Raw genomic sequence first — 25,710 nt, 5'->3', positions numbered from 1 at the left:
CGCCCGCGGCCGTGGAAGGCGGGACGGCCGGAACCGGACGCGGCGGGCGCGGCGGACCCGGGGCGGAAACGTCTCCGGGATGTGGTTCACTCCTGCGCGTGCGACCACACGACCTCAAGACCAGCTTCCACCGGCTGTGCGCCACCCACCTGGGCGCGGACACGGGGCCGCGCGTGGCGGCGCTGGCCCGTACCGGCTTCCACCTCGACCCGGTCGGCGACCCCGCCGACGCCACGGGGCGGTTCCGCTTCGGTGGGCGGGCGCTCCTGGATCCCGGCACACCGTGGCCGGAGTCCGAGGGCCGCCCGATGCCCCTGCTCGCCGTCGTGGACACCGACGCGCTCGCGCCCTGGCTCGACCTCGAACTCCCGCCCGGCTCGGGCCTGCTCAACGTCTTCTACATCGGTGCCGAGGACGACGTCGCCGACGACATCCGGGCCGGCGAGCAGGCCCGCTTCGAGTCGCCGGTCGACTGGCGGGTGGTCCCCGCCGATTCCGCGACGGCGGCCGACACCGCGCCTCCCGCCGGCGGCGTGGTGCTCCCCGAGCGCCCCGTGCGCGCCGCCCCGATGCTCGCCCTGCCCGACACCTCCCGGGTCTTCGGCCCTCCGGTGGCCGACGGCCCCGGCGACGCGGAGGTGTGGGACGCCTTCGAACGCGTCTGGGAGCGACTGCCCGACCTCGCGGACGGCGACCGCGCCCTCCCGCCGTTCGCCAACCTCCCCGCGGACCTCGACGAGGACACCGACGAGTCCGGCCACCGCGCGTTCGGCTGGCCCTGGCCCATGCAGGGCGGCCCCATGCCCGACACCGGCCGGATCCACCTCCTCCAACTCGACACCGACCCCGCCTGGACCTGGGCCGACTGCGGCATGGTCACCTTCGACATCCCCGCCCCCGCCCTGCGCGCCGGCGATTTCACCCAGGTCGACTGCTACCTCGCGTCCTGCTGACCGCCGCCGCCCCGCCGGGGGCGGCGTTAACGGCTGTCCGCGCTGATTTGGCCAACCGGCGCACGCCGCCGGGTGATGTGCCTTCTCGGGCGGCTAGGGCAGGCCCAGGCGGCGGTAGCGGGTGTGGCGGGACCGCGTTCGGGTGGCCGGGTCGGTGGTGACCAGGGATGCCAGCTCCTGGCGGATGACGGCGCCCAGGCGGCGGCAGAACGCGTCGGGCTCGTCGGCGGCGTCGTCGTGTTCGGGGACCACGCGGTCGACCACGCCGTTGGCGTGCAGGTCGCGGGAGCGCACGCCCTGGGCGGCGGCGAGGTCGGGGGCGCGGTCGACGGTGCGGTGGACGATGGCGCTGGCGCCCTCGGGCGGCAGGGGCGACAGCCAGGCGTGCTGCGCCGCGACCACCCGGTCGGCGGGGGCCAGGGCCAGCGCGCCGCCGCCGGTGCCCTGGCCCAGCAGCACCGCCAGGGTCGGGGTCTCCAGGGTCACGAGTTCGGCCAGGCAGCGGGCGATCTGGCCGGCCATGCCGCGCTCCTCGGCGTCCTTGGACAGGGCGGCGCCGGGGGTGTCGATGACGGTGACCAGCGGCAGGCGCAGCTCGCGCGCGACGCGCATGCCGCGCCGCGCCTCGCGCAGCGCGGCCGGGCCCAGCGGCCGCTCCATCGACTGGCGGGCGCGGTCCTGGCCGAGCACGACGCAGGGGGCGTCGCCGAAGCGGGCCAGCGCCAGCAGCAGGCCCGGGTCGGACTCCCCCTCGCCGGTGCCGTTGAGCGGAACCACGTCCTCGGCCGCGCGGCGCAGCAGCTTGCGCACGCCCGGCCGGTCGGGGCGGCGGGACCGCGTGATGGACTCCCAGGCGGGGATGTCGGGCACGGGCGGGTCGTCGGCGCCCAGCGGCGCGCCGCCGGGCCCGGCGGGCGTGCCCGAGGGCCGGGCCAGCAGGATGTTGAGCGCCCGGTCGGCGATGGCGGGGACGTCGGCGGGCTCCAGCACGGCGTCGATCAGCCCGCGGCGGTAGAGGTTCTCGGCGGTCTGGACGCCTTCGGGGAAGGGGCGGTCGTACAGCGCCTCGTACACGCGCGGGCCGAGGAAGCCGATCAGCGCGCCGGGCTCGGCCACGGTCAGGTGCCCCTGGGAGCCCCACGAGGCGAGCACGCCGCCGGTGGTGGGGTGCCGCAGGTAGACGAGGTAGGGCAGGCCCGCGCTCTTGTGCGCGGCGATCGCGGCGGAGATCTTCACCATGGACAGGAACGCCAGGGTGCCCTCCTGCATGCGGGTGCCGCCCGAGGCGGGGGCGGCGATCAGCGGCAGCCGCTCGGCGGTGGCGCGCTCGACCGCGCTGACCAGCCGCTCGGCCGCGGCGATCCCGATCGATCCGGCCAGGAAGCGGAACTCGCACACCATGACGGCGACCCGGCGGCCGCGCAGCCGCCCCTCGCCGGTGAGCACCGACTCGTCGCACCCGCTGCGTTCGCGCGCCGCGGCGAGTTCGGCGGCGTAGGCGGGGTCGGGGCGGACGTCGACCGGTTCGGTGTCCCAGGAGCGGAAGCTGCCGGGGTCGAGCGTGGCCGCGAGGAGGTCGCGGGCGCCCAGTCTCCGGCCGTGGTCGCGCGGGCTCGCCACTGCGGTCTCCTCTCGGGGGCGGACTCCTGGTGGACTAGCCAATAGGCCAGTGCCGCCGATGTCAATCCCCGCGGCCGGGGTTCGCCCCGCTGCCCGGACGGCGCCTACGAGCGCGTGCCGGTGCGGCGTGACGGCGCGGCCGGTCCCCCGCGGGGGGCCGGCCGTGCCGTCACGGCTACAGCCAGCCGGGCAGGACCAGCACGCCCCAGGCCAGCAGCGGGCCGATGGCCACCACGACGGCGCTGTAGACCAGGATCTGGCGGTAGAACCGGTCCGGCTCAATGCCGGTGGCGTTGGCCAGGACCAGGGCGCCGTTGGTGGAGAACGGGCTGACGTCCACGATGGTCGAGGCGACCGCGAGCGCCGTGATCACCCCGACCGCGCCGATGTCGCCCTGGAGCAGGAACGGCACCGCCAGCGGGATGGTGGCGCCCAGGATCGCCGCCGAGGACGCGAACGCCGACACGATGCCGCCGATGTAGCACAGCAGCAGCGCCACCAGCAGCGGAGCCGCCAGCCCGGCGGCGCCGTTGCCGACGTACTCGATGGTGCCGGCCTCCTCCATGACGCCGACGAACGTCAGCATGCCCGTGATGAGCAGCACCGTGGACCAGCTGATCTGGCTGATGGCGCCCTTCTGCGCGGCCGGGGAGAGCAGCGCCAGGACCACCGTCACGGTGATGGCGACGAAGCCGACGTCCAGCCCGAAGCCCAGCGCGAGGACGCCCAGGATGACGAGTCCGGCGATGGTCGCCGCCTGGTCGAACCGGAAGCCGCCGGCCCCCTTCTCCGCACCGGCCTCGGCGGCCGCGCCGTCCTTGGTGGCGGCGGGGGCGGCGTCCGCGGCGCCCTGCCCGCCCGAGGAGCCTGAGCCCGACGGCGGCGCGGCCGGGGTGCCGCCCGCGCCGCCCGCCCCGGCGCCGACGGCCGCGGGCTCGAAGTCGCGGGCGTGCACGCCGATCAGCCGGTGCCCGCCCAGGGCCAGGAACAGCACCGCCGAGATGGCGAGGTTGAACAGCAGGCTGCCGAAGAACAGGGTGAGCGGGGCCAGGGGGAGGTCGCTTTCGGCCACGATGCCGTTCACCGTGACCCCGTACACGCTCGCGGGCGAGAACCCGCCGCCCTGGGCGCCGTGCACCACCATCATGCCCATGAGCAGCGGGCTGATCCGGTACTTGGCCGCGAACCCCAGCGCGATGGGGGCGATGATGGCGACGGCGGCGGGGCTGAGCGCGCCCACCGCCGTGAGCAGGGCGGTGATGGCGAACATGATCCACGGGATGGCGATCACGTACCCGCCGACCAGGCGCACCGCGCCGCGGACCAGCAGGTCCACGGTGCCGTTGTTCTTGGCGATGGCGAACAGGTAGGTGACCCCGACCAGGGTGAGGAACAGGTCCGCGGGGAACCCGGCGAGGATGGTGTCGGTGTCCATCGCCAGGGCGAGGGTGCCCACCAGGAACGCGGCCACGAACGCCAGGGCGCCGATGTTGATGGGGAGGACGGTGGCGATCACGAACATCGCCACGAGTACGAGGATGGTGAGAAGTTGGGGTGACATGGTGGACCGATCAGGGGCGGGGACGAGCTGTGATTCAGCTCATGAGGAACAGTGGCCTAGCCAATATGTCAGCTATCCTCCTGTCAAGGCCCTTGCATGATCCACCCCCTGTCGCCGGGACCTCCCGGAGGAACCATGAGGCCCAAACCGCCGCGCCCGCGCCCTCTTGCGCGCCCACGACTCTACGAGCAGCTCGTCGAGCGCCTGTGCGAGTACATCCGCGAAGCGGAGCTCGGCCCGGGCGACAAGCTGCCTCCCGAACGCGAGTTCGCCGCCGCCCTCGGCGTCAGCCGGGTCTCCCTCGGCCAGGCCCTGGTGGCGCTGGAGGTCCAGGGCATCATCGACGTCCGGCACGGCGACGGCGCCGTAGTACGGTACAGCCCCTCCGACGAGGAGGTGCTGCGGGTCCTGCGCGACCGCGACAACCGCCGCGCCGAGATCATCGAGGCCCGCCAGGCGCTGGAGGTCAAGCTGGCCGAACTCGCCGCCCGGCGCCGGAGCAGGGCCGACATCGCCGAGATCGACGCCGCCCTCGACCTGATGCGCCGGGAGATCGCCTCCGGCGAGCGCGGCACCACCGGCGACGAGCGCTTCCACAGCGCCGTGATCCGCGCGGCGCGCTCGGGGCTGCTGGCCCGGATGATGGACGAGATCGCGCCGATGATCCTGCAGACCCGGATGGAGTCGCTGTCCCAGCCCGGCCGCCCCCCGGCGTCCCTGGCCGGCCACGAGCGCATCGCCGACGCCATCCGCGCCGGCGACGCCAAGGCGGCGGGCGAGGCCATGCGCGACCACCTGGAGATGGTCTCCGACGTCGCGCCGCTGGACGACTAGGGCGGCGCGGCCCGCCTCGGCTGGACCGCGGGGCGGTCCCCGGCGGCGCCCCGCCGCGCCGCGCGCTCCGGACGTGCCTACAATCGGTTCATGATCTTGGTGCCCCGGCGACGACTGCGGCGTACCGCGCTCGTGTGGGCGCGGGGGCTGCTGATGCTGGGGCTGCTGTTCGGGGTCGGCGCGATGCACACGCTCGGGCACCATCCCGAGCACGCCCACGGCACGCCCCCGCCCCCGGCGGCCGCGGCGCACGCCGACCCGGCGACCGCCCACGACGGCACCGATCCGCCCGCCCTTGACCCCACCTCGGTGTGCCTGGCCATCGGCGGGATCGCGCTCGCGCTGATCGGGGTGGCCGCCGCGCTGTTCACCCCGTGGCCGCGGGTGCCGGTGGGTCCGCCGCCGGCCATGCGGTGGCGGCTCACCGCCGTCGCGCTGCCCGCGCCGCCCTCTCTGGCGAAGCTCCAGGTGTTACGGATCTAGATGCCCCGCGGGGCCGCGCGCCCGACGCCCGCCGCCCCGGACACGGACCCACGACCACCTGCACCGCGCCATGGCGCCCGTTCGCCATGCCCGCGCGCCCGCATACGAGAAGGACCGACACACATGACCGAGCACACCGGGCACACCGAGCACACCCTCAAGCGCGTCCTGCCGCTGCTCGCGGCCGCCGTGGCGGCCGCGCTCACCGCCACCGCCTGCGGCGGCACCGAGCCGTCCGCCGAGGCCGCCCCCGAGTCCTCCGCCGAGGCCGCCGAGTTCAACGACTCCGACGTGATGTTCGCGCAGATGATGATCCCCCACCACGAGCAGGCGGTGGAGATGGCGCACCTGGCCGAGGACCGGGCCGGCGCGGAGGTCCGCGACCTGGCCGCCGGGATCGAGGCGGCCCAGGGGCCGGAGATCGAGCAGCTCACCGCGATGCTGGAGTCCTGGGGCGAGGAGCCCCTGCCCGAGGCCGAGGCCAGGGACCACGGCATGGCGGGCATGCTGACCGACGACCGGTTGGCCGAGCTGGAGCGGGCCGAGGGCGGGGAGTTCGACACGCTGTTCCTGGAGATGATGATCGCCCACCACGAGGGCGCCGTGCAGATGGCGGCGGAGGAGATCGAGAACGGCGTCAACCCCGAGGCCGTTGAGCTGGCCGAGTCGGTCGTGGAGGCCCAGGAGGCCGAGATCGAGCAGATGAACGGCATGCTCGGCGGCGCCGGATCCGACTCCGACGCCGACGCCGGCTCCGCGCCCGAGGCGAGCACCGGCCCCGACGAGACCGAGGGCGACGAGGCCGGGGGCGACGGCGAGGGCGAGGCCGCGCACGACCACAGCGGCCACTGATCCGCTCCATCCCCGGGCGGGGGCGTCGGGACCGCGCGTCCCGGCGCCCCCGCCGCGCGTCCGGGCCCGGGCCGCCTCGCACGCGTCCGGCTCGCCCCGCCGGGGCGGTCCGGCATGTCCCGGCGGGAGTCCGGTCCAGACCGCCGCGCGGCCGCGTGTCACAGGGCGCGCGGCCGCCGCCTCTGCCGCTGGGGCTGCGGGTCACGCGGCGCGCGGCCTGCCGGCGGCCGCTTTCCCCCGCTTCGCGGAGCCGGCCGCGCCGCCGCGTGTCACAGGCGCGGGCGCCGCCTCGTCTCGTGTTGCGGGAAGCGGCCGCACAAGAGGAAGGTGGCGATGATGGGGTTCATCGCGGCGAGCGGAACCGGGGCCGGGACCGGAGAGGCGGCGGGCGCCGCGCCGTCCCGCCCGGCGGGGCGCGGCGGAGGCGGCGCGAGCCGCGCCGAGGAGTTCGAGGAGCTGCGGCCGCTGCTGTTCTCCATCGCCTACCGGATCCTTGGCAGCGTGGCCGAGGCCGAGGACGCCGTGCAGGAGGCGTGGCCGCGCTACGCGTCCTCCCCCGTCCGGCCCGACTCCCCCAAGTCGTTCCTGTCGGCGGTGGTCACCCGCATCGCGATCGACGTGCTGCGCTCGGCCCGCGTCCGGCGGGAGGAGTACACCGGCCCGTGGCTGCCCGAGCCGCTGCTGACCGATCCCTACCAGGACCCCGAGCGCGGCGGAGCTGGCCGACTCGGTGTCGGTGGCGGCGCTGCTCCTGCTGGAGCGGCTCACCCCGCTCGAAAGCGCGGTCTTCGTGCTGCGCGACGTGTGCGGGTTCGGCTTCCCCGACATCGCCTCGGCCGTGGGGCGCTCGGAGGCCGCGTGCCGCCAGCTCGCGGTCCGCGCCCGCCGCCACATGGACGGGGGCCGGCCCCGGTTCGCGGCCGACCGGGCCGAGCGCGAGAGGCTGGCGGGGCGGTTCCTCGACGCCTTCCGCGACGGCGACGTCGACGGGCTGACCGCGCTGCCGGCCGCCGACGCGGAGATGGTCGGCGACGGCGGCGGCAAGGCGCCGCAGTGGGGCGAGCGCCTCGCCGGTGCCGCGGCCGTGGCCCGGGTGCCGGCCGGGGTGGTCCCGCTGTTCGCCCGGATCAGCGCGCGGGCGCAGGCCCGCACGCTGAACGGCCGGCCGGGCGCGGTCTTCAGCGACCGCGGCGGACGCGTTCTCAGCACGTGGACGTTCGACGCCGCGAACGGGCGGATCCAGGCGATCCGCACGCTCAACAACCCCGACAAGCCGCGCCGAGTGGGGCCCGTGGCCGACGCCTGGGCGGCGCTGGCCGAGGCGCGGGCCTAAGACGCGGCCGGAGGCACCCGGGGCCGGGCGAGCGCGGCGCGCGCCCCTGCGCGCGCCTCACCCCTTGGCGGGGCGCTCCTTCGCGCGCGGCGGGCGGCGCCTGCGGGCGGCCGTGGAGCGGGGCGGCTGGGCCCGCATGTGGTCGCGGACGCGGCCCATGATGTCGCCGAGGTGGCGCAGGTCGTCGTCGGACAGCGGCTCGAACAGCAGCCGGCGGGCGACCTCGATGTGCCCGGGCAGGACCCTGCCGACCAGCGCGCGCCCGGCGTCGGTGATGGTGACGAGCGTGGCGCGCTGGTCGTCGGGGCTGGGCGCGCGGGTGACCAGCCCCTCCTTCTCCAGCAGTCCGGCCTGGTGGGTGAGGCCGCTGCGGCTGTAGACGACGCCGTCGGCGAGTTCGGTCATGGTCATCCGGCCCTCGGTTCCGGCGAGCTTGGCCAGCAGCTGGAACTGCACGTGGCTGAGGTCGCTCTGCGACCGCAGCTGCTGCTCCACGGCGTGCTGGAGCAGGCTGGCGGACTCCATGAGGGCGAAGTACGTGGTGAGCTGCTCGGGTTCCAGGGCGTCGGCCATCACCCCATCGTAGATGCTTCGAAAACGAAGCAGTGTGACCGTCCTCACCACCCTCCCCCTGTGCTTCGAATTCGAAGCACACTAGGCTCGCAATCACTTCGAAATCGAAACACTTTGGGGAGAGAGTGCCATGAGCACCATGAAGGCAGTGCGCTTCCACTGCTACGGCGACAGCGGCGTGCTGGTCCACGAGGAGGCCGAGCGGCCCGTTCCGGGCCCCGGGCAGGTGCTGGTGCGGGTGGCCGCCACGTCGTTCAACCCGGTCGACGCGACCATCCGCGCCGGCCGCCTGACCGAGGTCTTCCCGGTGGAGCTGCCGCACGTGCCCGGCCTCGACGTCGCCGGGACCGTCGCCGCGTTCGGCCCGGGGGTCGAGGGGCCGCGGGTGGGCGAGGCGGTGGTGGCGTTCCTGCCGCTAGACGCCGACGGCGCGGCGGCGGAGTACGCGCTGGCCCCGGCCGCGTCCCTGGCGGCGGCGCCCCGCACGCTCGACCTGGCCGACGCGGCCGCGCTGCCCGCCGTCGGCCTGACCGCGTGGCAGGCGCTGTTCGAGCACGCCGGCCTGCGGGCGGGGCAGTCGGTGCTGGTCAACGGGGCCGGCGGGGCGGTGGGCGGCTACGCGGTCCAGCTCGCCGCGGCGGCCGGGGCCCGCGTCACCGCCACGGCGGGCGCGCGCAGCGCCGACCGCGTCCGCGGCTACGGGGCCGAGCGGGTCGCCGGGTACCTCGACCACACCGCGCCCCTCGCCGATGCCGTCGGCGGGCCGTTCGACGCGGTGCTCAACCTGGTGGCCACCACACCCGAGGAGAGCGCGGCGCTGACCGGCCTCGTCGCCGACGGCGGGATCGCGGTCAGCGCCACGGGCCCCCTGCCCGAGGACCCCGCACGGGGCGTGCGCGCCGCCGCGCTCTTCACCCGGAGCGACGCCGCCACCGGCCCCCGCTCGGTGTGGTGCGGAGCGGGGGCCGGGGGTGCGCACCGGGCGGGTGGCCGTGGACCAGTGACTGGCGGAGGATCCAGCGCCGAGGGCGACGCCGAGGGCCGGGCCGCCGCCCCGGACGCCGCGCCGGGCCGCCGGACACGCCGAAGGGCGCGGGTGCCGCCGCCCCCGCCCTTCGGCGCGCCGTCTGTTCTCACCGTCCGCTCGTGCGTCCGCTCTCCCGTCGGCGCGCGGCCGTGTGCCAGGTGCCGGTCTCAGGGCTGGTCCGGGGGCGGCAGGAGGCCGCGGCGGTAGGCCGGGACGAGCTGGTAGGGCACCCGGTACGTGCGGCCGTCGAGCTGGACCGTGGCGAGTTCGGGGCGTTGGGCCTTCCAGGCGGACCGGCGCTTGCGGGTGCTCGACCGGGGCGTGCGCTGCTTGGGTACGGCCATGGCGGTGTCTCCTTGTCTGCTGGGCTGCCCCTCTTCCCGGGGCGCCTGGGCTTGTCGGCTTCCACGGCTTCCCGGCCTCGCGTCTTCGCGTGCCGGAGGCGTGGGCGGCGCTACCTGGTCCGGGCGTAGCGCCGGTTGAAGCGCTCGACGCGGCCGGCGGTGTCGACCACGCGGCTCTGCCCGGTGTAGAAGGGGTGGCTCGCAGAGGAGATCTCGACGTCGATGACCGGGTAGGTGTTGCCGTCCTCCCATTCGATCGTGGTGTCGCCGGTGGCGGTGGAGCGGGTGAGGAACGCGAAGTCGGCGGCGCGGTCGCGGAACACGACCGGGTGGTAGGGCGGGTGGATGTCGGGGCGCATGGCGGTGTCCTTTCTCCGGGTGGGCGGGTGCGGGCCCGGCGCGGCGGCGGGCGGAGCGCTGGGCGGGCCGGGCGGCTCAGCGCTGCTCGCGGAACTCCACGTGGCGGCGCACGAGGGGGTCGTACTTGCGCAGCACCAGGCGGTCGGGGGTGTTGCGGCGGTTCTTGCGGGTCACGTACACGTAGCCCGTGCCCGCCGTGGAGGCGAGCTTGACGATGGGGCGTGCGCGGTCGCGTGCCATGGGTCTCCTCGGCTGATGGGGTCGGTGCGGGGCGCGCCCGCCGGGGCGGGGCGGGCGCCGGTCACCAACTGGACTTGGTCACTCCGGGAAGCTCGCCCCGGTGGGCCATCTCGCGGAAGCGGATGCGCGAGAGCCCGAACCGGCGCAGATGGCCGCGGGGGCGGCCGTCGACGGCGTCGCGGTTGCGCACCCGGGTGGCGCTGGCGTCGCGGGGCTGGCGCTGGAGTTCCGACACTGCGGCGGCGCGCTCCTCGGGGGTGCTGCGGGGGCTCTTGACGATCCGCTTCAGCTCGGCCCGCCGCTCGGCGTAGCGGGCGACGACGCGCCTGCGGTGCTCGTTGCGGGCGATCTTGCTGGTCTTGGCCATGTCAGACCCGCTCCCCTCGGGCACGGATGTCGGCGACCACGCGCTCGATGCCGCGCGCGTCGATCACCTTCATGCCTTTGGTGCTGACGGTCAGCCGGACGTAGCGGTTCTCGCTGGGCAGCCAGTAGCGCTTGCGCTGGATGTTGGGGTCGAACCGGCGCCGGGTGCGGCGGTGGGAGTGGGAGACCGCGTTGCCGAAGGCGGGGGCCTTGCCGGTCACCTGGCAGATGCGGGACATGCGGGTTCCTTTCGCTGGTGCGTCGCCGGTGCGGGCCGGGACGGGGCCGGACGGGGCGGGTCAGGACCTGCCGCGCGGCAGCGGCGCGGACGGGTAGGGCAGCAGCGCCATCTCGCGGGCGTTCTTGATCGCCCGCGCCAGGAGCCGCTGCTGGCGCGCCGTGACGCGGGTGACCCGGCGGCTGCGGATCTTGCCCCGGTCGGAGATGAACCGGCGCAGCAGGTCGGTGTCCTTGTAGTCGACGTAGTCCGCGTCGCCCAGGGGGTTGGCGAACCGCGCCGGCGTGCGCCGCCCGCGGGACCGCCCCGATGCCGAGGTCATGGCTGCCTCCCGAGTGTGTGGTGCCTGTCGTGCGGGTCGGGTGCGCGCAGGGCGGCGCCCGCGACCCATGATGAAAACGATAACCGTTTTCATACTACCTGCGTGCGGCACCCCAACGCACACGCCTCCCGGGCGGCGGACACCGCGCCCGCCCGGCCGCCGCCTTCCCCGCCAACGCGAACGGCCGGCCACCCCGGAGGGTGGCCGGCCGGTGGACCCCGTTCGTCCGCTCGCCCGGTGGCGCCGCCGTCGGGCGGCCACCGGTATCAGCGGCTCATGGCGGTCTCCCGCTCGACACGGGACAGCTTCTGGGGGTTGCGCACCACGTAGAGGCCGGTGATGAGGCCGTCCTCGACCTGGGCGGTCACGACGTTGTCGACCTCGCCGTCGACGCGCATGACCAGCGCGGCGCGGCCGTTGATCTGCGCCCACTCGACCGCCGTCTCGCCGGGCAGCCGCAGCCTGCTCATCTCCAGGAGCCGGATGACCTTGTCGGCGCCGGTGATGATCCTCGGGAGCGCCTGCTTGATCCCCCCGCCGTCGCCCACCAGGACGACGTCGGGCGCGAGCAGGTCGAGCAGGCCCTGCAGGTCGCCGGTCTCCACGGCGCGCTGGAACGCCGCGAGCGCGCCCCGGGTCTGGGCCGGCGACACGGGCCCGCGCGGGCGGCGCGCCGCGACGTGCGCCCGCGCCCGGTGGGCGATCTGGCGGACGGCGGCGGGGGTCTTGTCGACGGCCCGCGCGATCTCGCCGTAGTCCAACTCGAACACGTCGCGCAGCACGAACACCGCGCGCTCGTTGGGCGCCAGCGTCTCCAGCACCAGCAGCATCGCCGTCGAGACGCTGTCGGCCAACTCGACGTCCTCGGCGACGTCGGGCGAGGTGAGCAGCGGCTCGGGCAGCCAGGGCCCGACGTAGGTCTCCCGGCGGCGGCCGAGCGTGCGCAGCCGGATCAAAGCCTGGCGCGTGGCGATCCGGACCAGGTAGGCCCGCCGGTCGCGCACCTGGCCGAGGTCCACGCCCACCCACTTCAGCCAGGTCTCCTGGAGCACGTCCTCGGCGTCGGCGGCCGAGCCGAGCATCTCGTAGGCGACCGTGAACAGCAGGTTGCGGTGGGCCACGAACGCCTCGGTGGCGGGGTCGCCTTCCCCGTCCCGGCTCCCTGGCCGCACGTGGTCGGCGGGCGTGGTTGACGACGTGGCGGCCATGTCGGCTCCTCTTCCTCTCGGCGGTGTCGCTCACAGGACACCGGCCGCCGCCGGTCTGTGACACATCGGCGGCGATCGCCGCCCACTCTGCCGCACGCGGGCGCGCGCCCGGCGCGCGGGCTCCCGTGTGCGCCGGGCCGCGTCCGGACCCGGCCCGCGCCTGTGCGCCGCGTCACACCGCGACCCTGTCACGGGGGCGCGGCCGTCGGCATCTTGTGGGCGTCCGTATCCGACAAACCGCGAGGACGACGCCATGGAGCCCCGTTTCAACCTGTTCGACAGCCCCACCGCCGCGAAGTTCGCCAAGCGGATGCACGCCGCCGGGATGGTCACCGAGGGGGCGTCGCTGCCGAAGACGACGCAGGAGCTGGTCCGGCTGCGCATCAGCCAGATCAACGGCTGCGGCCTGTGCGTCGACATCCACACCAAGGAGGCCGCGGCCGCCGGTGAGACGCCGCTCCGCCTCAGCCTGGTCGCGGTCTGGCGCGAGGCCACGGTGTTCACCGAGGCCGAGCGCGCCGCCCTGGCCCTCGCCGAGGAGGGCACCCGCCTCGCCGACGCCCACCACGGCGTCTCCGACGCGACCTGGGCCGAAGTCCGCAGGCACTTCGACGACGACCAGATCGGCGCCCTGATCGCCGTGATCGCCATGATCAACGCCGCCAACCGCATGAACGTGATCGTCCGCAACGCCGGGGGCTCCTACGAGCCCGGCATGATGGCCGGCACCCTGGACTGACCGCCGGACGCGGGCGGGCGGGCCGGACCGGGCGATTTGGTCCGGCCCGCCCGCAGGGGCGCCTCTCAGGGCGCCGGGCGATCGCCCCGCCGGGTCAGGACACGGGGTCGGGGGTGCGCTCCGACCGCCCGGGGGCGGGGGTGAGGCGGCCGGTGCGGTGCAGCCACCAGTCGGCGGCGAGGGTGGCCAGGGGCGGGACGGAGGCGGCCAGGGCCAGCAGGGTCGACCAGACGTTCCAGCGCAGGTGGACGGCCGCGGCGAGGGTGACGGCCACGTAGACGATGAACGCGCCGCCGTGCACGGGGCCGAAGAACTCCACACCCGCCTCGCTGCGGCTGCCCAGGTACTTGACGTACATGCCGGCCAGCAGCCCGATCCAGGTCAGGGCCTCGATGATCGCCACCACGCGGAAGGCGACCGCTGCGACGCGGGGACTGATGCTCACGGTGTTCCTCGGTTCCTTGGAATGGCTCGGCCGGGGCGTTATGCGCGTATCGCGCCGTTTGCCGCTCACAGGCTAAGGCGCCCCCCGGAGCGTCCGGATCCGGGGCCGCGGTCGCGGTCGCGGCTCCCGCCGCGCGCGGCCCGCGCCGCTTCCGCCGGCTCCCCCGGTGCACCGCCCCGCCCGGCACGCGCCTCCGGCGCGGCCGTCACTCCGCCGCCAGCGGCTCCAGGGCGGCCACGACGCGGTCCAGGCCGAAGCGCCAGGCGGCCTCGGGGTTGTAGGCGGCGTTGTTGGCCGCGCCCGCCGCGGCGCCCACCCGCTGGGCCAGCGGGTGGTCCGCGCCCAGGTAGGCGGCCAGGCGGCGGCCGGTCTCCGGCCAGGACTCCGCCATCTCCGCGGCGTGCGGGTCGGGGCGCCGGGCGCGGGCGGCGGCGCGGGCGAAGTCCAGGACGAAGGTCAGCGCGGCGTCGCGCTCCACGTCGGAGAGCCCCATCGGGTCCAGGGCGTGCAGTTCGTGGTCGTACTTGGCGATGGTGCCCGGCCCCAGGGCCGTGCGCTGGTCGGCCACCTCCAGCAGCCACGGGTGGTCGGTGTGCAGGGCCAGGTTGGCCTCGGCGACCCGGCGCACCCGGGCGCGCCAGTCGGCCTCGGTGTGGGGCGGGCGCGGCGCGGCCGCGTGGACGGCGTCGGCCATGAGCACCGGCAGGTCGTCGCGCGAGCCCACGTGGGTGTACAGCGACATCGTGGAGAGCCCGAGGTCGCCGGCCAGCCGCCGCGCGGTGACCGCCGCCAGCCCCTCGGCGTCGGCCAGGGCGACGGCGGCGTCCACCACCCGCGAGGTCGACACCCGCGCCCGGGGACCGCGAGCCCCGCCGCGCGGTGCCGAGGGGTGGTCGCGCCACAGCAGGTCGATCAGGTCACGGGCCACGGAAATCCTCCTCCGATGTCGGGAATACCCGAGCCGTCTGTTACCTTGTACATCGTACATAGTTTTGCGACCACGGGAGGCTCCCCTGAAGACCACCGCCACCGCCCTGTCCCTGAATGTCCCCGACGTAGCGGCGTCCGCCTCCTTCGCCAAGGAGCACTTCGGGTTCACCGAGGCGATGTCGGACGACGGCTTCGTCTCCCTGGCGCACCCCCACGCCGCCCTCAACCTGATCTTCCTGCGCACCGGCCTGGGCACCTTCAAGCCCGCCTCCATCGCCGGTCCCGCCGGACAGGGGATGCTGATCGTGTTCGTCGTCGAGGACCTCGACGCCGAGTTCGCCCGCATCGCCGCCGCCGGCGCGCAGGTGGTCACCGAGCCCGAGACCGAGCCGTGGGGCGAGCGCTTCTGCCAGTTCGCCGACCCCAACGGGCTCATCTGGCAGCTCGTCCAGTGGGTCTGACCGGCCCGAAGGGCTGACGAGTTGACGGGCTGAGAGCCCGCCGCGCCGCCTCACCGACGGAGGCGGCGCGGCAGGCCGACCGTCCGGCGGGGCCCCTACCACGGCCGAGCGCGCGGAGCCAGGGGCGGGTTCCACCCCGCGCGAGGTGCCCAGGCGCGTGCTGTGATGCGAGGGCAGCCGCTCCCGCTCTCCTGGAGGAACCGTGCCCGCCTCTCGCCTCGCCCGTCCGGCCGCGGCCCTGGCCATGGCCGCAGCCCTGCTCGCGGTCCCGGCGCCGCCCGCCTCCGCCGCGTCCGGCTCGGCCGCTCCCGCCGAGCCGCCCGCCGACGTCAGCCTCCTGCACTACCCCTGCGGCACGTCCGCGCCCGCCGACAACAGCACCGTGGTCGGCTATCCCCTGACCGACGGCCTCAACATGCGCTCCGGCTCGGGGGTCACCTGCCCCTCCCTCGGCCAGGCCCAGCGCGGCGACCGCCTCGACTACCACTGCTTCACCATCAACCGCCACGGCGACCGGTGGACCTATGTGCGCAACGTCCGCACCAACGTCGCGGGCTGGGTGGACAACGACTTGATCTCCTACGGGGGGAGCACGGTGTGGTGCGGCCGGTGACCCGCCGGCCCCGACGGGGCGGGGCTCCGCCGTTCCCGCGGCACCCCCGCAATTCCGGAAAAGGCCGAGCATTTTCGCCCGAAAATCCTGATCATCCGTTTAGCGGCGCCGCCGTCGCTATTCTTTCCCCCATGAACCCCGTCGAGTGCTGGTTCTGCTCCGGTCCGATTCGCGGTGGCGACTACCTGCGTTTTGACATGTACCGGAACGCCCAGTACACGCCCCTGCTCGTGGCGGTCCACGTGCGCTCGGAGCGGGCGTGGGTGAACATCCCCCGGTGCGCGCGGTGCTGGTTCGGGCACGGCGTCGAACGCGTCACGCGATGGGTCTTCCTCGGCTCGGCCCTGGTCACCGGCCTGCCCACCGTGCTGATGGCGGGCTCCTACCTCGGCGGCGACCCCTGGGCCGACTCCTGGCAGATCGTCTTCCCCTGGATCTGGACCCTGGCCTGGCTGGGCCTGTGGCTGGGCGTGCGGCAGCACCGGCTCCCCTGGCGGTTCCTCGCCCCCCGCCCCGAGCGCCACGCCCGCGAGCACCCCGCCGTGGCCGCCCTGGCCGAGGAGGGCTGGAAGCCCGGCGGCCCGCTGGGCTGACCCCCGGCCCGCCGCCGCGTCCACCGCCGCCTAACCGCCCGGCCCCGCCCTGCGCCCCCGGGCGGCGCCGCAGGGCGGGTCGTCCGCGGCGGGCGGTGCGCGCGCGAGTATCCTCGACCCGCGTGACCTGGCGCTCCGGGCACCACCGCCCAAGGCCGCCCGGCCCGCCCGGGTGCCGCCGGTGGTCCGGCCCGGCCCGCGCCCACACCAGCGAGGGGGAGCACCACCGTGATCGAAACGCCGGACCGCGCCGTCCTGTCCGCCGTCGAGACGGCCGTCCCCGGCATCGCCCGGACGCGGGTCAGCGACCGGCTCGGCATGGCCCACGACGCCTCGCACTACCTGCTCACCCCCCAGGCCGTGCTCGTGCCACGCGACACCGGCCAGGTGGCGGCGCTCCTGCGGGCGGGCCTGCCCCTGACCTTCCGCTCCGGCGGCACCAGCCTGAGCGGGCAGGCCGTCAGCGGCAACCTGCTGGTCGACACGCGCCGCCACTTCCGCTCCGTGGAGGTGCTCGACGACGGCGCACGCGTGCGCGTCCAGCCGGGCGCCGTGCTGCGCCAGGTCAACGCCCGGCTCGCCCCCTACGGCCGCAAGCTCGGCCCCGACCCCGCCAGCGAGTCGGCGTGCACCATCGGCGGCGTCGTCGCCAACAACTCCAGCGGCATGACCTGCGGCACCCACGCCAACACCTACCGGACCCTGGAGTCGCTCACCCTGGTCCTGGCCGGCGGCACCGTCCTGGACACCGGCGCCCCCGACGCCGACGCCCGCCTGCGCGCGCTGGAGCCCGACCTCGCCGCCGGCCTGGAGCGGCTGCGCGACCGGGTGCGCGCCGACCCCGACTCCGTCCGCCGCATCACCGCCCAGTTCTCGCTGAAGAACACCATGGGCTACGGCCTCAACAGCCTCCTGGACCACGACTCCCCCGCCCAGATCCTCGCCCACCTGGCCGTGGGCAGCGAGGGCACGCTCGGGTTCGTCGCCGAGGCGGTGCTGCGCACGGTCCCGGCCCACCCCCTGGCCGCCACCGTCCTGCTCGTCTTCCCCACCCTGCGCGCGGCCATGGACGCCATGCCGCGCCTGGTGGAGGCCGAGCCCGCCGCCGTCGAACTGCTGGACGCGGAGTCCCTGCGTGTGGCACAGGCCGACCCCAAGGCCGGCGACGTGCTGCGCGCCCTCACCGTCGAGGAGCACGCCGCCCTGCTGGTGGAGTGGCAGGAGGCCGACACCGAGGCGCTGGCCGAGCGCGAGCGCGCCGCCGAACGGGTCTTCGCCGACCTGCGCCTGGCCGCCCCCGCGCGGCTCAGCCGCGACTCCGCCGCCCGGGCCGCGCTGTGGCACATCCGCAAGGGCCTCTACGCCGCGGTCGCCGGGGCGCGCCCCAGCGGCACCACCGCGCTGCTGGAGGACGTCGCCGTCCCCGTGCCCGAACTTGCCGGCCTGTGCGGCGACCTCACCGCGCTGTTCGCCCGCTACCGCTACGAGGACAGCGTCATCTTCGGCCACGCCAAAGACGGCAACCTGCACTTCATGCTCAACGAGCACTTCGCCACCGACGTGCGGCGCTACGCCGACTTCACCGAGGACATGGTCGCCGCCGTCCTCGACCGGGGCGGCACGCTCAAGGCCGAGCACGGCACCGGCCGCGTCATGGCCCCGTTCGTCCGCCGCCAGTACGGCGACGAACTGTACGAGGTCATGCGCGAGGTCAAGCGGCTGTGCGACCCCGGCGGCACGCTCAACCCCGGTGTCGTCCTCACCGACGACCCCCGCGCCCACCTGCGCGACCTCAAGGTCTCCCCCGCCGTGGAGCCCGAGGTGGACCGGTGCGTGGAGTGCGGCTACTGCGAGCCGGTGTGCCCCAGCCGCGACCTGACCACCACCCCGCGCCAGCGCATCGTGCTGCGCCGGGAACTGGCCGCCGCCCAGGCCGCCGGCGACCACGCGCTGGCCCGCCGGCTGGAGGAGGAGTACGGCTACGACGCCGTGGACACCTGCGCCGTGGACGGCATGTGCGCCACCGCCTGCCCCGTCCAGATCAACACCGGCGAGCTGACCAAGCGGCTGCGCGCCGAGCGCCACGGCCGCCTCGCCCAGCAGGGCTGGAAGACCGCGGCACGGCACTGGGACGGCGTCACCCGGGCCATGAACCTCGCCCTGGACACCGCCGCCGCCGCGCCGGGCCGGGTGCCCGAGGCCGCCAGCCGTGCGGCGCGCGCGGTGGCCGGCGCCGAGGCCGTGCCCCAGTGGACCCCCGACCTGCCGCGCGGCGGCCGGCGGCGCCGCCCGGTGCGCGCGGCCGAGGCCGACGCCGTCTACGTCCCCTCGTGCCTGAACACGCTGTTCGCCCCGGCCGAGGGCGGGCCGGGCGTGATGGCCGCCTTCGGGCGCCTGGCCGAGCGCGCGGGCGTCCGGCTGCGGGTGCCCGAGGGCGTGGCGGGCCTGTGCTGCGGCACCCCGTGGTCGTCCAAGGGCTACACCGACGGCTACGCGGCCATGCGCCGCCGGGTGGCGGCGGCCCTGGCCGAGGCCACCGACAAGGGCCGCATCCCCGTCGTCAGCGACGCCGCCTCCTGCACCGAGGGGTTCGACCGCCTCGCCCAGGCCGCCGAGGTCGAGGTGGTCGACGCGGTGGCCTTCACCGCCGAGCGCCTCCTGCCGCGCCTCACCGTGCGGCGCCGCCTGCCCTCGCTGGCCCTGCACCCCACCTGCTCGGCCACCCGGCTGGGCCTGGACCCCGCCATCGCCGTGGTCGCCGAGGCCGTGGCCGAGCGGGTGGTGGTGCCCGACGACTGGCAGTGCTGCGCGTTCGCGGGCGACCGCGGCCTGCTGCACCCCGAGCTGACCGCCTCGGCCACCCGCGCCGAGGCCGCGTCGGTGGCCGCGGCCGGGTGCGCCGCCCACGCGTCGGTCAACCGCACCTGCGAGATCGGCCTGGCGCGCGCCACCGGCCGGCCCTACCGCCACCTGCTGGAGCTGCTGGAGGAGGCCACGGCCTGAAGCGCGCCCCGGCGGCGGCGCGGTCGGCCCCGGGGCGGCGGCCCGCCCGGCCGCCCTCCCGCGCGGGGCTCAGCCCAGCTGCTCGGCCAGCGCGACGATGATGCCCTCGGGGCCGCGGACGTAGCACAGCCGGTAGCTGTCCTCGTAGCGCGCGACCTCGCCGACGGGTTCGGCGCCGCGGGTGCGCAGGCGGGCGAGGGTGTCGTCGAGGTCGTCGACGGCGAACATGACGCGCCGCAGGCCCAGCGTGTTGGGCGGCAGGTCCTCGGGCTCGGCGCTGACCGCCGCCGGCGCGCGGAACCGCGTCAACTCGATCCCGCCGTGGCCGTCGGGGGTCCGCAGCATCACGATGTCGCTCTTGACGTCGTGGAGCCCCACGAGGCGGTCCACCGAGGGCCCCTCGACCGAGACCTCGCCCTCCACCTCCAGACCGAGTTCGACGAAGAACGCGGTCGCCGCCGCGAGGTCGTCGACGACGACACCGACGTGGTCCATGCGTTGAACGGCCATGTCCCGAGGATAGGCGCCCGCGGCGTCATTTCCCGGCGCCGCCGCCCTCGTACGCGCGCCGGTAGTACGAACGCAGCCCGAGGCTGGCGGCGGTGAGGACGGCGCCGACCACCAGGCAGCGCAGGGCGAAGGGCAGGGCGTCGTCGCCCTGCACCACCAGGAGCAGGCCCATCACGCCGGCCATCAGCACCGGGATCCCCGTCGCGAGCAGGGCGGTGCCGTACCACTCGACCTCGCGGCGGCCGGTCATCGCGCGGACCGCCACCGCCACCGGGTTGCGCCGTCGTGGTCGCTCGGCCATGGGAGGGCCCCTGTCACTCGGCGGGCGGGGGATGCGGCGCGCCGCGAACCCGCGCGCCGGTTTTCGGTGCCGGTCTCGGTGCCGGAAAACGCCGACGGGGACGAGTATGCCGGGCCGCCCCGGAACCGTCGAGGGGGCCGCAAGCGGCGCACCGGCCCTCCTCCGGGCCGGTTCCGGCGCCGTCGCCGCCGCTCGCGGGGCCCTTCGCCGGCCGGGTCAGGAGCCCGCGCGCGGCGCCTGGCCGGATGCGGACGCCTGGTCGGCGCGGCGGGCGTCGCGCAGCGCGAGCACGGCGGCGCGGACGGCCGGGATCTGGTCGGCCTCGCGATGGTGGAAGGCGTGCAGCGCGCGCGGGCGCACCCCCGGCACGTCGTGCACCGCCACCTCGGGGTGGCGGAAGGCGGCCAGGGCCAGTCCGGGCAGCAGCGCCACCCCCAGCCCCCGCGCCACCAGCGCCTGGGTCACCACGTAGTCGTCGGTGGCGTGCCGGATGTCGGGCGCGAACCCCGCGTCGGCACAGGCCCGCACCAGGGAGGCCGTGCACCGCTCGCAGCCGGCGATCCAGCGCTCCCCGGCCAGGTCCGCCAGGCCGGCCGCCGGCCCGGTGCGCGCGGCCGGCACCACGAGCCGGACCGGGTCCGCCCCCAGGGGCAAGCCGACCAGGCCCGCCTCCTCCGGCGGCGGCGCCCCGGCGTGGGCGAACGCGACCGCGACGTCCACCGCGCCGGTCCGCAGCAGGTCGAGCGCCTCGGGCGGCTCGGCCTCCCGCAGCCCGACGTCGAGGCCGGGATGGCGCTCGGCCAGCAGCCCGATCGCGGCGGGCACCAGGGTCGCCCCGGCCGAGGGGAACGCCGCCAGCCGCACGGTGCCCGACCGCAGGTCGCTCAGCGCGGCCAGGTCGTCGGAGGCGGCCCGCAGCCGCGACGCGACGGCCTCGGCGTGGCGCAGCAGCACCGCGCCCGCCTCGGTCAGCCGCACCCCGCGCGGCACGCGGACCACCAGCGGCAGGCCGGCCTGGCGTTCGAGCGCGCGCAGGTGCTGGCTGACCGCGGGCTGGGTCCAGCCCAGCGCGCGGGCCGCGCCGCCGATGGAGCCCGCGCGGGCGATCTCGCGGAAGACGAGCAGGCGGTGGGGGTCGGGGCCGGTCATGCCATAAGTATCCCTTGGGTCCTGGCCAAGAAGGTCAGGGCTACCTAGGGGCGGCGGAGCGGGCCACGATGGGGGCATGACACGAACGATCGGCCTCATCGGAGGCATGAGCTGGGAGTCCTCGGCGGAGTACTACCGCCTGCTCAACGAGGGGGTGCGGCAGCGCCTCGGCGGCCACCACAGCGCCCGCGTGGTCCTGCACAGCCTCGACTTCGCCGAGGTCGCGGCGATGCAGCGGGCCGGGGACTGGGCCGCCGCCGGCGCGGCGCTGGCCGAGGCGGGCCGGGGCCTGGAGCGCGCGGGCGTCGACCTGGTGCTGCTGTGCACCAACACCATGCACCGGGTGGCCGACACCGTGGAGGCCGCGGTGGGGGTGCCGTTCCTGCACCTGGTGGACTGCACGGCCGAGCGGCTGGCCGGGGCGGGCCTGCGCCGGGCGGGCCTGCTGGGCACCCGCCACACCATGGAGCTGCCGTTCTACCGGGACCGCATGCGCGCCCGCGGGGTGGAGGTGGTGGTCCCGGAGGCGGCCGACCGCGCCGTCGTGGACGCCGTCATCTACGACGAGTTGACCCGGGGCCGGATCGAGGAGTCCTCGCGCGCGGAGTACCGCCGGATCATCGCCCGGCTGGCCGAGCGCGGCGCACAGGGCGTGATCCTGGGCTGCACCGAGATCACCCTGCTCATCGGCGAGCGCGACAGCCCGGTGCCGGTGTTCGACTCCACGCGCCTGCACGTCGAGGCGGCCCTCGACCTCGCCCTGGCGCCCGCCGCGGCCCCCGCCGACTGACGCGCGGGGGAGGCTCCGGCCTTCGCCGGGGCTCGCCCGGCTGCGCCGCTCCACCAGTAGGTGGCGGCGCCACCGACAGAACGACCTTTACGACGTAGATTCCTAACATATGTCCGACTTGCCGGACGGTGCGGCAACCGGTTGACCCCTGGCCACGCTCCGTAGCGTTACGGAGATGACGGACGTCCGCCCCGGCCTCGACCTCGCCCGCTCCTTCTACGCCGACGTCGTCGAACCCCTCGTCGGCGTGCCCCACACCGCGTGCCTTCACCCCCTGGCCCGCCCGCCTCACGGAGGTCTACCGCTCGATGCTCGGCGGCACCCCGGCGGGCTGAACCGCTGCGCCGACCGCTCGCCGCCTAGCACGCGCGCACGGGACGCACAAGAGGGGAGCCTGTGCCCTTCCTGGATTGGCGTGGGTGGAGAGCATGGAGCCCCATACGTGTCGACGGAGGAGGAGCGGGACGTGCCGTGCGGTGCAGGGGGCGGCCGGGGAGGCGGGAGCCGAGGCGGGGGCGCGCCTCACCCGCCGCGCGGGCGCGCGCCCGGCGGGTGGAGGCGGTCGGGCGCCTCGGTCTCCGGGAAGTACACGATGAGGGTCTGCCGCGGCGCCTCCGGGAGGCGCAGGCCGCGGTACGCCAGGGTGAAGTCCGGTCCCCCGCGGCCGCTGATCCGGTACCGCCCGTGGGTCTTCTCGTCCACGCGTTGAAGGTCGCGCAGCCGGCGAAACTCCGGGCTTTTCTCCTCCAGTTCGGCGACCAGCGCCCGCAGTTCCCGGTCGTCGGGATAATAGGCGCGGCTCATCCGCAGATAGGAGACCACGGATATCGCCTTGGCCGTCCAGTCCGGAAACATCTCCGCGCCCAGCGGGGTGAGGAACATGATGCGCGCCATGTTCCGCTCGGATTCGGGAATGCGCGCGAAGTCCGTGAACACCTCCGCCGCGCGCGTGTTCCACGCCAGGACGCCGGTCGCGCGGCCGACCACGTAGGCCGGGGTGCCGCCGATCCTCGACAGCATGTCGTGAAGGCCCGGCATGACCCGTTCGGGCAACTCAAGGGGGACCCGGTCGTCGGCGGGCCGCGCCAGGCGGATGAGGTGCGCGCGCTCCACATCGGTGAGCCGCAGCACGCGGGCCACGGCGTTGAGGACGGGGACCGAGACGGTCGTGTTCCTCCCCTGCTCCAGGCGCAGGTAGTAATCGGGGCTGACCCCGGCGAGTTCGGCGACCTCCTCGCGGCGCAGGCCCGGAACACGCCGGCGACCGGAGTGGCGGACACCTACGGTGCCGCAGGGCTGTATGGCCGCGCGGCGCGAACGCAGGAAGTCGCGGAGTTCCGTACAGGGGTCCATGCCCGTATTCTCGCCGATCTCTCCCGCCCATCGGATTGTCCGCCACCGGCCTTTTCCGGCCGCTGTTCTCCCGGCCTTTTCCGGAGGCGCGGCCGTCCGAACGACCGCGGGGCCGCACACGTCGGCGGCCCCGCCCCGCCCCCGCCCGTCCGCTGACCGCTCACCACTGACCGCTGACCGCTGACCGCACCCCCAGGAGAGGCCCCGGTGACCCACCGCAGCAACCGCCGCCGCCCGCTGAGCGCGCTCGTTCGGCCCTCGGCCGCCGCCCTCGCCGCCGTCCTGGCGGCCACCGCCTGCTCGGAGGCGCCGCCCGGCTCCGGCCCCGAAAGCGGTTCCGAGAGCGCCGGAGGGGAGTCCGGCGCGCCTCATCAGGCCGCCGGTTCCGTCGAGTACTACGACACCCTGTACGCCGACGACGACCGGCCCAGGCCGCAGGACGCCGTCCTCGGCTACCACTACTCCCCCGAGGAGCCCTCGGTCCGCGTGGACCTGCTGGCCGCCGACCGCCACGAGGGGCACCTGGTGGTGCAGGTGCGGCTGTCCCGCGACCCCGCGGACGGCGACCACGCGGTGCACCCGTTCGGCATGCTGCAGAACGAGTTCGGCGTCGGCAGCAGCCGGAGGTACCCCCGAGGCCGGGCCTCGGGTGTCGCGGTGCTCGACGTGCAGAACCGCGCGCTGCAGCTGCCCTACCGCATCCCCTCCGAGCAGGCGCACGACGTCGACTGCCTGTGCAGCAACAACGACGAACTGGACTCCTTCCTCGACCCGGGCGAGGAGATGACGTTCTACACCGTGCACCCGGCGCCGGCGGGCACCGATACCGCCACCGTCTTCACCGACGCCGCGCCGCCGTTTGTGGACGTGCCCGTCACCGACCGCGCGCCGAGCGCACCGGAGGGGCAGACCCTGCGGATGCCCGAGGACGTACCCGCGGCCGAGCCGGACACGCTGGCCTGGGGCACCGCCGTGGAGGCCGCCGACGCCAGCCAGGCCGTCCGCACCGACGCCGAGTCCACCAGCATCGACCTCTCCGCCGACGTCCTGTTCGCGACCAACGAGTCGGAGCCGTCCGCCGAGGCCGAGGAGGTGCTGGCGCGCACCGCCGAGCAGATCGACGCCTCCGGCGCCGCCGAGGTCACCGTGGCGGGCCACACCGACGACACCGGCAACGACGCGATCAACGACCCGCTCTCACGGGAACGCGCGGAGAACGTCACCTCCGCCCTGGAGGACCTGGTCGCCGGGGATGTGACCTTCACCGCCGAGGGGTTCGGCTCCGACGAACCCCTCTACGACAACGACACCGAGGAGGGGCGGCGGCTCAACCGCCGCGTCACCATCAGCTTCACCGGCCAGGCGCAGGCGCCTCCCGGCGGCTCGGCCGGCCCTTCGCCCACCGCCGCGCCGTCCCCGGGGGCGTCGGAGGCCTCGGGTGAGGCGCGCCCCGCGCGGGAGTTCGAGCAGGAGTACAACCTCCTCGGCTCGACCGGCGGCGACATGGGCACGGCCCGGCTGCGGCTGCTGGACCTGCGCCGCCTGGACGGCGGGGCGGCCCTGCTCCTCTACGAGTTCACCGGGGTCGACTCCGCGTCCACGATCGACTTCCTGGACACCGCGCCGCTCAACGAGGACGGCGGGACATGGACCTCGGGGGTCGCGCTCACCGACCCCGCCACCGGCCTGCGCCACCGGCCGCTGCGCCTGGAGCAGGAGGGCGCCGACCGCCCGGACCTGCTCAGCACGCGGATCGTCAACCCGCTGCACAACCGGGAGGCCGGCGAGAGCGCGGTGCTGTTCACCGTGGTCCCGCTGCCGGAGAGCGCGCCCGCCGCGACGGTCGAGGCGGGCGAGTTCCCGCCGTTCGAGGACGTCGCGGTCGCCGACTGACGCGGGCCGCGGCCGGGCGGCGCGGGGACGGCGGTGGTCCGCGGGCCGCGGTGGTGCGGGGGCGGTGGTGGTGCGGCGGGCGCGCCGCCCCGCACCACCGCCCCGGCCGCCTCCTCAGCGCAGGCTCTGGCCGTACACGTGGTCGACCGCCATCACCATGAGCACCCGGCGGTCGGACACCATCACCGACCGGTACTCGTCCCAGTCGGGGTGCTCCCCGGCGGCGCGCCGGTAGTAGTCCACCAGCGCCTCGACCTCGGGTCCGTGGGGGTCGGTGCCCGGCCCGATCAGGGTCACCGTCCCCTCGGCGGTGGCCCACCGCCATCCGTCGGACGCGGTGACCTCCAGCGCCGCCCGCGGGTCGCGGCGCAGGTTGACGGTCTTGGCCCGGCCCTCGGTCATCGACACGTAGAGGCGTTCGGCCTCGCGGTCGTAGTAGGGCTGGACCGGGGAGAGCTGGGGCCGGCCGTCGGCCTTGAGCGTGGCGAGGACGCCGAGCCGGCTCTCGGCGAGCAGCGCGCGCGGGTCGAATGCGGTACCTGTCATGTCCGTCCCAAGCCCCGGCGGCGCCCGCCTATTCCGCGTCCGGCCGCCCGGTGGCGCACCCCGCCGGAGG

30 protein-coding genes and 1 pseudogene are annotated in these 25,710 nt (G+C 75.5%); 14 read left to right on the top strand and 17 right to left on the bottom strand.

Going from position 1 to position 25,710, the window contains the following annotated elements; all coding sequences use genetic code 11:
• Positions 1-98 precede the first annotated feature (98 nt).
• On the top strand, positions 99-953 hold the full coding sequence (locus tag HNR12_RS27055; protein WP_179770194.1) for a DUF1963 domain-containing protein: 855 nt from the start codon (positions 99-101) through the stop codon (positions 951-953).
• 93 nt (positions 954-1,046) lie between these two features.
• On the opposite strand, the gene HNR12_RS27050 is transcribed toward HNR12_RS27055, so the two are convergent.
• Both HNR12_RS27050 and HNR12_RS27045 read right to left on the bottom strand, forming a co-directional pair.
• Positions 1,047-2,573 (bottom strand): acetyl-coenzyme A carboxylase carboxyl transferase subunits beta/alpha, encoded by a 1,527-nt coding sequence (locus tag HNR12_RS27050; protein WP_217782135.1) that lies wholly within the window; start codon positions 2,571-2,573, stop codon positions 1,047-1,049.
• Positions 2,574-2,748: 175 nt separating this feature from the next.
• The gene (locus tag HNR12_RS27045) at positions 2,749-4,134 is read right to left on the bottom strand and encodes an SLC13 family permease (protein ID WP_179770193.1); all 1,386 of its coding nucleotides are present in this window, start codon (positions 4,132-4,134) and stop codon (positions 2,749-2,751) included.
• A gap of 135 nt (positions 4,135-4,269) precedes the next feature.
• Here HNR12_RS27045 and HNR12_RS27040 point away from each other — a divergent pair, with 135 nt between their 5' ends.
• The 5 genes and pseudogenes from HNR12_RS27040 to HNR12_RS27025 all read left to right on the top strand — a co-directional run bounded on the left by HNR12_RS27040 (position 4,270) and on the right by HNR12_RS27025 (position 7,636).
• Positions 4,270-4,968: a FadR/GntR family transcriptional regulator gene (locus tag HNR12_RS27040; protein WP_179770192.1), complete on the top strand. Its 699-nt coding sequence runs from the start codon at positions 4,270-4,272 to the stop codon at positions 4,966-4,968.
• A gap of 90 nt (positions 4,969-5,058) precedes the next feature.
• Positions 5,059-5,451, top strand: coding sequence for a DUF6153 family protein (locus HNR12_RS27035; protein ID WP_179770191.1), 393 nt, complete (start codon positions 5,059-5,061; stop codon positions 5,449-5,451).
• Positions 5,452-5,574: 123 nt separating this feature from the next.
• Entirely contained in the window at positions 5,575-6,303 is a 729-nt protein-coding gene (locus HNR12_RS27030; RefSeq protein ID WP_179770190.1) for a DUF305 domain-containing protein, read from the top strand.
• Positions 6,304-6,417: 114 nt separating this feature from the next.
• Positions 6,418-6,879 (top strand): annotated as a pseudogene (locus tag HNR12_RS29675) (sigma factor); the annotation flags it as partial.
• A 160-nt stretch (positions 6,880-7,039) separates the two neighbouring features.
• Positions 7,040-7,636 carry a sigma factor-like helix-turn-helix DNA-binding protein gene (locus HNR12_RS27025; RefSeq protein ID WP_308118490.1) on the top strand — a complete coding sequence of 199 codons (597 nt, stop codon included), beginning with the start codon at positions 7,040-7,042 and terminating at the stop codon, positions 7,634-7,636.
• A 57-nt stretch (positions 7,637-7,693) separates the two neighbouring features.
• Here the strand turns inward: HNR12_RS27025 and HNR12_RS27020 are convergent, their stop codons facing one another.
• Complete coding sequence (locus HNR12_RS27020) at positions 7,694-8,209, bottom strand: MarR family winged helix-turn-helix transcriptional regulator (protein WP_179770189.1); 516 nt, start codon at positions 8,207-8,209, stop codon at positions 7,694-7,696.
• 130 nt (positions 8,210-8,339) lie between these two features.
• On the opposite strand from HNR12_RS27020, the gene HNR12_RS27015 reads away from it, so the two are divergent.
• The gene (locus HNR12_RS27015) at positions 8,340-9,443 is read left to right on the top strand and encodes an alcohol dehydrogenase catalytic domain-containing protein (RefSeq protein ID WP_246425179.1); all 1,104 of its coding nucleotides are present in this window, start codon (positions 8,340-8,342) and stop codon (positions 9,441-9,443) included.
• Here HNR12_RS27015 and rpmF read toward each other — a convergent pair.
• The 7 genes from rpmF to HNR12_RS26980 all read right to left on the bottom strand — a co-directional run bounded on the left by rpmF (position 9,404) and on the right by HNR12_RS26980 (position 12,314).
• Positions 9,404-9,580 (bottom strand): 50S ribosomal protein L32, encoded by a 177-nt coding sequence (gene rpmF / locus HNR12_RS27010; protein ID WP_179770188.1) that lies wholly within the window; start codon positions 9,578-9,580, stop codon positions 9,404-9,406. The two genes, HNR12_RS27015 and rpmF, sit on opposite strands and share 40 nt — an antisense overlap.
• Before the next feature lie 110 nt (positions 9,581-9,690).
• Complete coding sequence (locus HNR12_RS27005; protein ID WP_179770187.1) at positions 9,691-9,939, bottom strand: type B 50S ribosomal protein L31; 249 nt, start codon at positions 9,937-9,939, stop codon at positions 9,691-9,693.
• Positions 9,940-10,015: 76 nt separating this feature from the next.
• Positions 10,016-10,180: a 50S ribosomal protein L33 gene (rpmG, locus tag HNR12_RS27000; RefSeq protein ID WP_179770186.1), complete on the bottom strand. Its 165-nt coding sequence runs from the start codon at positions 10,178-10,180 to the stop codon at positions 10,016-10,018.
• Positions 10,181-10,241: 61 nt separating this feature from the next.
• Entirely contained in the window at positions 10,242-10,547 is a 306-nt protein-coding gene (gene rpsN / locus HNR12_RS26995) for a 30S ribosomal protein S14 (RefSeq protein WP_179770185.1), read from the bottom strand.
• Position 10,548: 1 nt separating this feature from the next.
• On the bottom strand, positions 10,549-10,785 hold the full coding sequence (gene rpmB, locus HNR12_RS26990; protein WP_179770184.1) for a 50S ribosomal protein L28: 237 nt from the start codon (positions 10,783-10,785) through the stop codon (positions 10,549-10,551).
• A 60-nt stretch (positions 10,786-10,845) separates the two neighbouring features.
• Complete coding sequence (rpsR, locus tag HNR12_RS26985) at positions 10,846-11,106, bottom strand: 30S ribosomal protein S18 (RefSeq protein ID WP_179770183.1); 261 nt, start codon at positions 11,104-11,106, stop codon at positions 10,846-10,848.
• A 266-nt stretch (positions 11,107-11,372) separates the two neighbouring features.
• On the bottom strand, positions 11,373-12,314 hold the full coding sequence (locus HNR12_RS26980; RefSeq protein ID WP_179770182.1) for an RNA polymerase sigma-70 factor: 942 nt from the start codon (positions 12,312-12,314) through the stop codon (positions 11,373-11,375).
• A gap of 253 nt (positions 12,315-12,567) precedes the next feature.
• Here HNR12_RS26980 and HNR12_RS26975 point away from each other — a divergent pair, with 253 nt between their 5' ends.
• Positions 12,568-13,053 carry a carboxymuconolactone decarboxylase family protein gene (locus tag HNR12_RS26975; protein ID WP_179770181.1) on the top strand — a complete coding sequence of 162 codons (486 nt, stop codon included), beginning with the start codon at positions 12,568-12,570 and terminating at the stop codon, positions 13,051-13,053.
• A 94-nt stretch (positions 13,054-13,147) separates the two neighbouring features.
• Here the strand turns inward: HNR12_RS26975 and HNR12_RS26970 are convergent, their stop codons facing one another.
• Positions 13,148-13,498, bottom strand: a complete 351-nt coding sequence (locus HNR12_RS26970; protein ID WP_179770180.1) for a DUF3817 domain-containing protein — start codon at positions 13,496-13,498, stop codon at positions 13,148-13,150.
• Between the two features lie 205 nt (positions 13,499-13,703).
• Complete coding sequence (locus HNR12_RS26965; protein ID WP_179770179.1) at positions 13,704-14,426, bottom strand: TetR/AcrR family transcriptional regulator; 723 nt, start codon at positions 14,424-14,426, stop codon at positions 13,704-13,706.
• A 64-nt stretch (positions 14,427-14,490) separates the two neighbouring features.
• On the opposite strand from HNR12_RS26965, the gene HNR12_RS26960 reads away from it, so the two are divergent.
• From HNR12_RS26960 to HNR12_RS26945, 4 genes are all read left to right on the top strand, one after another.
• Complete coding sequence (locus HNR12_RS26960) at positions 14,491-14,889, top strand: VOC family protein (protein WP_217782147.1); 399 nt, start codon at positions 14,491-14,493, stop codon at positions 14,887-14,889.
• Positions 14,890-15,091: 202 nt separating this feature from the next.
• Entirely contained in the window at positions 15,092-15,502 is a 411-nt protein-coding gene (locus HNR12_RS26955; protein WP_179770178.1) for an SH3 domain-containing protein, read from the top strand.
• A gap of 131 nt (positions 15,503-15,633) precedes the next feature.
• Entirely contained in the window at positions 15,634-16,095 is a 462-nt protein-coding gene (locus tag HNR12_RS26950; RefSeq protein ID WP_179770177.1) for a hypothetical protein, read from the top strand.
• 228 nt (positions 16,096-16,323) lie between these two features.
• The gene (locus HNR12_RS26945; RefSeq protein WP_179770176.1) at positions 16,324-19,098 is read left to right on the top strand and encodes an FAD-binding and (Fe-S)-binding domain-containing protein; all 2,775 of its coding nucleotides are present in this window, start codon (positions 16,324-16,326) and stop codon (positions 19,096-19,098) included.
• A 69-nt stretch (positions 19,099-19,167) separates the two neighbouring features.
• Here HNR12_RS26945 and HNR12_RS26940 read toward each other — a convergent pair whose 3' ends face one another.
• The 3 genes from HNR12_RS26940 to HNR12_RS26930 all read right to left on the bottom strand — a co-directional run bounded on the left by HNR12_RS26940 (position 19,168) and on the right by HNR12_RS26930 (position 21,058).
• A complete protein-coding gene (locus HNR12_RS26940) occupies positions 19,168-19,593 on the bottom strand; it encodes a VOC family protein (protein WP_179770930.1) in 426 nt (141 codons plus the stop codon).
• 40 nt (positions 19,594-19,633) lie between these two features.
• Complete coding sequence (locus HNR12_RS26935) at positions 19,634-19,909, bottom strand: hypothetical protein (RefSeq protein WP_179770175.1); 276 nt, start codon at positions 19,907-19,909, stop codon at positions 19,634-19,636.
• 216 nt (positions 19,910-20,125) lie between these two features.
• Positions 20,126-21,058 (bottom strand): LysR family transcriptional regulator, encoded by a 933-nt coding sequence (locus tag HNR12_RS26930; protein ID WP_179770174.1) that lies wholly within the window; start codon positions 21,056-21,058, stop codon positions 20,126-20,128.
• 76 nt (positions 21,059-21,134) lie between these two features.
• On the opposite strand from HNR12_RS26930, the gene HNR12_RS26925 reads away from it, so the two are divergent.
• Complete coding sequence (locus HNR12_RS26925; RefSeq protein ID WP_179770173.1) at positions 21,135-21,848, top strand: aspartate/glutamate racemase family protein; 714 nt, start codon at positions 21,135-21,137, stop codon at positions 21,846-21,848.
• A 522-nt stretch (positions 21,849-22,370) separates the two neighbouring features.
• Here HNR12_RS26925 and HNR12_RS26920 read toward each other — a convergent pair.
• The gene (locus tag HNR12_RS26920; protein ID WP_179770172.1) at positions 22,371-23,201 is read right to left on the bottom strand and encodes a helix-turn-helix transcriptional regulator; all 831 of its coding nucleotides are present in this window, start codon (positions 23,199-23,201) and stop codon (positions 22,371-22,373) included.
• A 207-nt stretch (positions 23,202-23,408) separates the two neighbouring features.
• Here HNR12_RS26920 and HNR12_RS29670 point away from each other — a divergent pair, with 207 nt between their 5' ends.
• Positions 23,409-25,094: an OmpA family protein gene (locus tag HNR12_RS29670; RefSeq protein ID WP_179770171.1), complete on the top strand. Its 1,686-nt coding sequence runs from the start codon at positions 23,409-23,411 to the stop codon at positions 25,092-25,094.
• 114 nt (positions 25,095-25,208) lie between these two features.
• On the opposite strand, the gene HNR12_RS26910 is transcribed toward HNR12_RS29670, so the two are convergent.
• A complete protein-coding gene (locus HNR12_RS26910; RefSeq protein ID WP_179770170.1) occupies positions 25,209-25,640 on the bottom strand; it encodes a PPOX class F420-dependent oxidoreductase in 432 nt (143 codons plus the stop codon).
• Positions 25,641-25,710 lie beyond the last annotated feature (70 nt).

Origin of the sequence: Streptomonospora nanhaiensis (assembly GCF_013410565.1) — a bacterium.
Classification (GTDB): domain Bacteria; phylum Actinomycetota; class Actinomycetes; order Streptosporangiales; family Streptosporangiaceae; genus Streptomonospora; species Streptomonospora nanhaiensis.
Note: the sequence above shows the minus strand (reverse complement) of the source record. Positions and strands in the feature narration are given on the sequence as shown.